At 48.6% G+C, this 6,232-nt stretch carries 3 protein-coding genes; all 3 read right to left on the bottom strand.

All coding sequences use genetic code 11. The annotated features are described in order from the left end of the window. The coding region (locus B5F80_RS09090; protein ID WP_143747175.1) for an ESPR-type extended signal peptide-containing protein at window positions 1–4,258 on the bottom strand (4,258 nt) is incomplete at its 3' end. Further along, window positions 4,255–4,713, bottom strand: a complete 459-nt coding sequence (locus B5F80_RS09085; RefSeq protein WP_087478510.1) for a hypothetical protein — start codon at window positions 4,711–4,713, stop codon at window positions 4,255–4,257. The genes B5F80_RS09090 and B5F80_RS09085, both read right to left, overlap by 4 nt. A gap of 917 nt (window positions 4,714–5,630) precedes the next feature. Continuing rightward, the gene (locus B5F80_RS09075; protein WP_087478508.1) at window positions 5,631–6,182 is read right to left on the bottom strand and encodes a hypothetical protein; all 552 of its coding nucleotides are present in this window, start codon (window positions 6,180–6,182) and stop codon (window positions 5,631–5,633) included. Window positions 6,183–6,232: the final 50 nt, after the last annotated feature.

Genomic DNA, 6,232 nt, shown 5'->3' with positions numbered 1-6,232 from the left:
TTGAATTGCCTTGAGCGATAATCGTACCATCTGTGCTGACATTGCCTTGGGCATCTACCTTAAAGGCATCATATCCTGCACTGATACCTTCCGGAGCTGTCACTACACCGTCCTGGAATCCTACGCCGTCAATATTGCCGCCGCCGCTAGCCCAGATAGCTCCGTCTTCAGTTACCATGAACGTATTGTTGGAATTCGCAAATTCACTGGCTTCCATCTTGCCGTCAATGGTTACGTTATCCGTAACGTTTCCGTCTTCGTCTACGTCATACATCACTGCGCCTTTTGCCAGCGTATCGAGATTGCCTTGAACATCAAGGAGTTGTCCTTCCGTTGCTGCCCTGTCTTCTACTATAGAATCAGGATCTTCAGGATTCCATGTTGTATTAGAAAGACCTGTCACTTGGTTATTATCAATGACAACATTATCCACCGTTGCCGCTGCAGCAGTCATTTCACCTTGATTATTAACTAAGAATTTACGTCCTGCCGCTTGGAATGCTCCATCATTATAAACGATAAAGTTATCATCGCTGACCTTAATAGCAGCAGATGGGTCTTCACCGCCAATCGTTACATTGTCTATTTGCGCTTTCGTTGCTGTTACAAGGCCAGTTTCATCAGCTGTAAACGTGCCATTAGCGTTACGATACGAATTAGCCGTTACATCGCCAGTGGCTTTAACGACAAAGTTTTCACCAGCGGCTTTAAAGGCTCCGTCATTATAAACAGCAAAATTGCCATTGACATCTAAGACGCGGTTATCCGTTGCACTGCCTTTGTTAATCTGTACAGTACCAGCTTCAATGCCTTTATCTTTAATAATAACACCGCCGATGTCGGCTTTATCTGCTTTGACCTTGCTCTTGCCATCGTCCGTCGTTTCTAAAATGACGCCGCCGATATTGCCCTTAGGCGCAGTCACTTCGCCTGTGTTTCCGTCGACTTTGAACTTATTGCCTGCGGCTTCAAGGCTTCCTTTGATATCGGCATTGGCATTGATAATCGTCTGGCCTTGGATTACCATCGTGCCGTCGACTTCCGTATTGCCATCTGTATCAACAGCAAATTTGCCGTTGCTGACAGATAAGGTGCCAGACGTGGAGATATCACCATCTTTATTTACGGTGAAAGCATACTCGTTTTCACCTTTCTTGCCGACAGAAACTTCCCCTGTTTTACCGTTGACTTTGAATTGCCCCTTTGCAGCTTCCATACCGCCAGTACTATTGTAAATTTTGAAGGTTTTATTGCCATCTTCGTCCTTAAGAAGAAGCCCGCCATCACTGGTCACTCTGAACTGGCCGTTCACAGCGTCGATGCTGCCGTCGCTGTTAAAGTTCGTATGGTCTTCTATAGTGGTATAGTGACCGTTGTCAGTCGCCGTATGAGTAATGTGCTGTGTCTTCTTTTCCAGATCATCTACATAACCTTGAACAGTCGACAACTGACCTTCTGTTGCGGCACGATCTTCGTCTACAGGTGTTCCATCGTTCCATCTCGTATTAGAAAGACCTGTAATTTCATTTGAGCCGTTTTCGTTGATCTTGATATTTCCAGCCTGAATGCTTTCGTTCTTAATAAATACTCCGCCAATATCAGCCTTTTGGGCCGTTACTTTGCCGTCAGCTAATTTGACGTCGCCAATATTGCCGCTTTCCGCTTTGATATTCTTTACGTTGGAAATATTGCCTTCCGACAACCATACGTCGCCGATGTCTCCTTTGTCTGCCGTGACTTTGCCATCATCTAATTCGACATTGCCAATCGTTCCGCTTTCGGCCGTGATATTCTGCACGTGAGAAATGGTACCTTCCGACAGCCATACATCGCCGATATCGCCTTTTTCAGCCGTGACTTTACCATCAGCCAATTTGACGTCGCCAATATTGCCGCTTTTCGCCGTAATCTTCTTCACGTTGGAAATGTTGCCTTCCGACAACCATACGTGGCCGATATCGCCTTTTTCAGCCGTGACTTTGCCATCTGCCAATTTGACGTCGCCAATATTGCCGCTTTCCGCCGTGATCTTCTTCACGTTGGAAATATTGCCTTCCGACAACCATACATCGCCAATATCGCCTTTTTCCGCTGTAACTTTGCCATTCTCGTCAGCAACAAACGTGCCGTTGACATTGCTGTAGGAATTAGCAATTACATCATGCGCCGTTACATCGCCGTTCGCCAACACTTGGAATGTCGTATTGCCGTCTTCATCGACGACCGACATCCCTTCTGATTTCACCGTTTCCGCATCTACATTGCCGTTGGCGTCTACACTGAAGCTGCCATCAGCATTCTGAATCGTGCCGCCCGTTACTGTCGTCGCTGTCACGGCATGCGCCGTTACGTCGCCGTTCGACAAGACTTGGAACGTCGTATTGCCGTCTTCGTCAACCACAGACATACCTTCGGATTTCACCGTTTCAGCGTCTACATTGCCGTTGGCATCTACGCTGAAGCTATTATTGGTGTTGCGGATCGTTTCCCCGATGACGGTACCGCCTGTTACTGTCGTTGCCGTTACATCATGAGCCGTTACATCGCCGTTCGCCAAGACTTGGAACGTTGTGTTTCCGTCTTCATCAACCACAGACATACCTTCGGATTTCACCGTCTCGGCGTCCACATTGCCGTTGGCATCTACGCTGAAGCTGCCGTTGGCATTCTGAATCGTTTCTCCGATGACCGTACCGCCTGTTACCGTCGTCGCAGTGACAGCATTGGCATCGACCGTATTGGCAGTTACATCATGGGCTGTTACATCACCATTGGACAAGACTTGGAACGTTGTGTTTCCGTCTTCATCAACCACGGACATACCTTCGGATTTCACCGTTTCGGCGTCCACATTGCCGTTGGCATCTACGCTGAAGCTGCCGTTGGCATTCTGAATCGTTTCTCCGATAACTGTACCGCCTGTTACCGTCGTTGCAGTGACAGCATTGGCATCGACCGTATTGGCAGTTACATCATGAGCTGTTACATCACCATTGGACAAGACTTGGAACGTTGTGTTTCCGTCTTCGTCAACCACGGACATACCTTCGGATTTCACCGTTTCGGCGTCCACATTGCCGTTAGCGTCTACGCTGAAGCTGCCGTTGGCATTCTGAATCGTTTCTCCGATGACCGTACCGCCTGTTACCGTTGTTGCGGTGACAGCATTGGCATCGACCGTATTGGCAGTTACATCATGAGCTGTTACATCACCATTCGACAAGACTTGGAACGTTGTGTTTCTGTCTTCGTCAACCACGGACATACCTTCGGATTTCACCGTTTCGGCGTCCACATTGCCGTTGGCATCTACGCTGAAGCTGCCGTCCGTATTCTGGAACGAATTGGCAGTAACGTTTCCGCCGATAGTGACATTATCTGTATAGCCACCTTGGCCGTCCGAATCGTATTTTACAGCAGCTTCGTTCAGTTCATCGAGATCGCCCTGAACTTGGCCCAACTGGCCTTCTGTCGCCGCACGATCCGGTGTATCTGTCACGCCATCCCAAGTCGTATTTGTCAATCCAGTGATTGTATTGTTTCCATCTGTATTAACTCGAACATTTCCAGCTTGAACACCTCCGGTAACTATCAGTTGACCGTCACCTAAGTATGCAGCGCCTTTATCGCTGGCAATAACCAAGCCGTCACCGCTCAACGAAGCTGTGCCATTTTCATTATGAGTGGACACTTGACCGTTTGAAATGATAACATCGCCCTGTTCTGATGTAGCTGTAACTCTTCCCGTCGTGCGGACGTTGCCGTCATTATCGACATGGAAACCCGTATTATCGTCCGTACCGCCAACCCACAGGCCGTCTTTGCTCAACGTGTTATGGGTACCTTTCGTATTGCTGGCGTAGAATCCGTCTTCGTTGACCACCGTATATTGGTCAGCCGCACCTGTCATGCCGCCGTCTTCGCCAGTCTGCGTGTCGTTGTCAACGGCCTGTTCACCGTCTTTTGCGGCAGTCGGCACCGCAGTCGGTGCTTCAACCAGTTTTACCACCGGCGACGAAGTTTCGTCGTTGTGAACGGTGCTGTTCAATTGTTCATAATACAGCTCTTCGAGCGTTGGATCCGCTGCTTGAGCCGGAACGGCGCATACCCCTGTCGTCAATACCAATGCAGCCAATACAGCTGCAGCGCTTCTGCCTACGCGGCTCGTCGTACTCTTCGTGCAGCTGTGGGCGAATTCCGATGTGACGACATACTGATGCTTTACTTTACTCCAAATGACTTTGTAAATCTTATTCATACAATACTCCTCCTTCTAACAGGATTGTCTTTTATATGTAATGTGTTTTTATTTCTGTTGAGGGAAAACCATTTTTCCCGGCAGGCCTGGCTGCAAAAGGTCGTCCGCTTGTCTTTCGGCTCCGTTACCTCTACGAAGGTTCCGCAGTTGCGGCATCGGAAGGCTCTCCGGATGACGACGGAACTGACCTTCTTGGAATGCTTCCAGTACAGGCGCTCGCAGTGGGCCGAACAGAACTTGATGCGCCGGTCCGTCGGCTCGGTCACCCGCACCAGCTTGCCGCATTTCAGGCAGCGGAAGGTGCGCAGGGCTTCCTTTTTCCGCGACGAACGGACATGATTGTTCGCGCCGTGCCGGTGGGCGTAGCGGCGGCAGTAGGAACTGCAGTATTTCTGCGTGACGCGGTCGGCCGTAAATTCCCGGCCGCACACGGCGCATACAGCCTGCCGCTTCATCGGTATCCCCCGCTATCTCCAGCAGTCATATACCGCGCCGTCCCTATACAGGCACGCAAAAAAGACAGCATACGCCTATGCTGCCTAAAAAACACATTATATATAACAGGGCACACGTATCCCCGGATGTTGTCAGTTACAATAAGGGCATGAGAAACAGAGGAGTACGTCTTATCACTACGGTACCCCCCCCCCGTATTAATATTCATATTCATACGGTTTGATACGGTATTCCTGTATGTCAAACGGTTCCAGCCAGAGATCATGTCGTTCACCTCCTCTTATGAGTTTTAGTCTATCATATATGATAGAAAATTACAATATCCCCTGATACGTTAAATATATGATATGTAACAAGGGATATTGCAAATTTTTTTATGAATACATTATTCTATCTATGATTAAAACTCATCATAGATAATGGTAAAATCAGTTTAGGTAAGATGAGATCACTATCTCTTGTTTTTATTTGTGTGAATATAAATTCAGTAATTATAATTATTTTATCTATTTTCAATCCACCCCATGTGATATTGCACGGGTGGGCATATTTGCGTCGTTTTTTCACCAAATAAACCGCACATTTCTTTACCTTGTTAAAGCGAGAAATCAGGTAATTTATGTCATGACAACAGATATACTCCACAATATATCTCCTGGGACAGTATAGTCTGCTTTCTTCAACGTAGAAGTAATATGCATACGACTTGCATGTATTGCTTCTTCCTGTATACATTCAATGGGCAGAATCCTCGTATTTCCTGGCTATGGCGGACAAAGAGCACACTCTGTCGAAGACATACAAAAAAAGCAGGCTGAAAATTTGTCTTCAACCTGCTTCATATACGCCGAGCTGTGCATTGCTTTTGTTATTCAAAAAGTTTTTATCATTTCCTTTAGGAATTTTTGCTCCGCCCCTACTGCCTCCACGAACCGATGGTTTCCATAATGGCAGCCGTGCCAGCGTTCAAGTGGGGGAAGCGCGTGAAGCCTGTCGCCCGCTCTATGAAGGTCATGTACTCGTCTGCTTCGTCTTCTATGGCCTGCAGGAGGCTGCCGTCGACGTGCTCCAGCAGGGCCAGATCGGCCTGCTCATATCGTCCCGTAAAGGTCAGAAGACGGGCCGCGTCGTACGTAATGCCGCGAAAGGGCGGCAGGCAAGCCATCTGCGTCAGGTGACGGCACTTATCGCTCAGCGTCGGCAGTCCGACCGGTTCGGTGTCCGCCGCTGCGGCCGCTTCCTTGAGCCATCTGTCGACGACGCCTTCCAAAAAAGCAAAGAGCGTCAGCAAGGCAGCCCGTTCATACCGTCTGGCAAAGAACTCCCCTTTCGCCGAGTCTTTTTCGTGATGCCGCCGGGCTCGTCCTTTAAAGGCCTTGTAGTCCTTCCACAGCTCCTCGTACACCGAGGCCTGCAATATATCGACGTCGCCGTTTTGAAAGACCGTGACGTTGATCTTCGCTTTCATTCGTCATTCATCCTTTCCACATAAAAAGCTCCCGCCCAAACGGGAGCCTT

This window comes from Megasphaera sp. An286 (genome assembly GCF_002163455.1).
GTDB classification, from domain to species: domain Bacteria; phylum Bacillota; class Negativicutes; order Veillonellales; family Megasphaeraceae; genus Megasphaera; species Megasphaera stantonii.
This window is presented reverse-complemented; position numbering and strand designations above follow the sequence as displayed.

Excerpts from the sequence above, each read along its gene's own strand:
- B5F80_RS09075 (WP_087478508.1), bottom strand. The coding sequence starts at position 6,182 with ATGAAAGCGAAGATCAACGTCACGGTCTTTCAAAACGGCGACGTCGAT.
- B5F80_RS09085 (WP_087478510.1), bottom strand. The coding sequence starts at position 4,713 with ATGAAGCGGCAGGCTGTATGCGCCGTGTGCGGCCGGGAATTTACGGCC.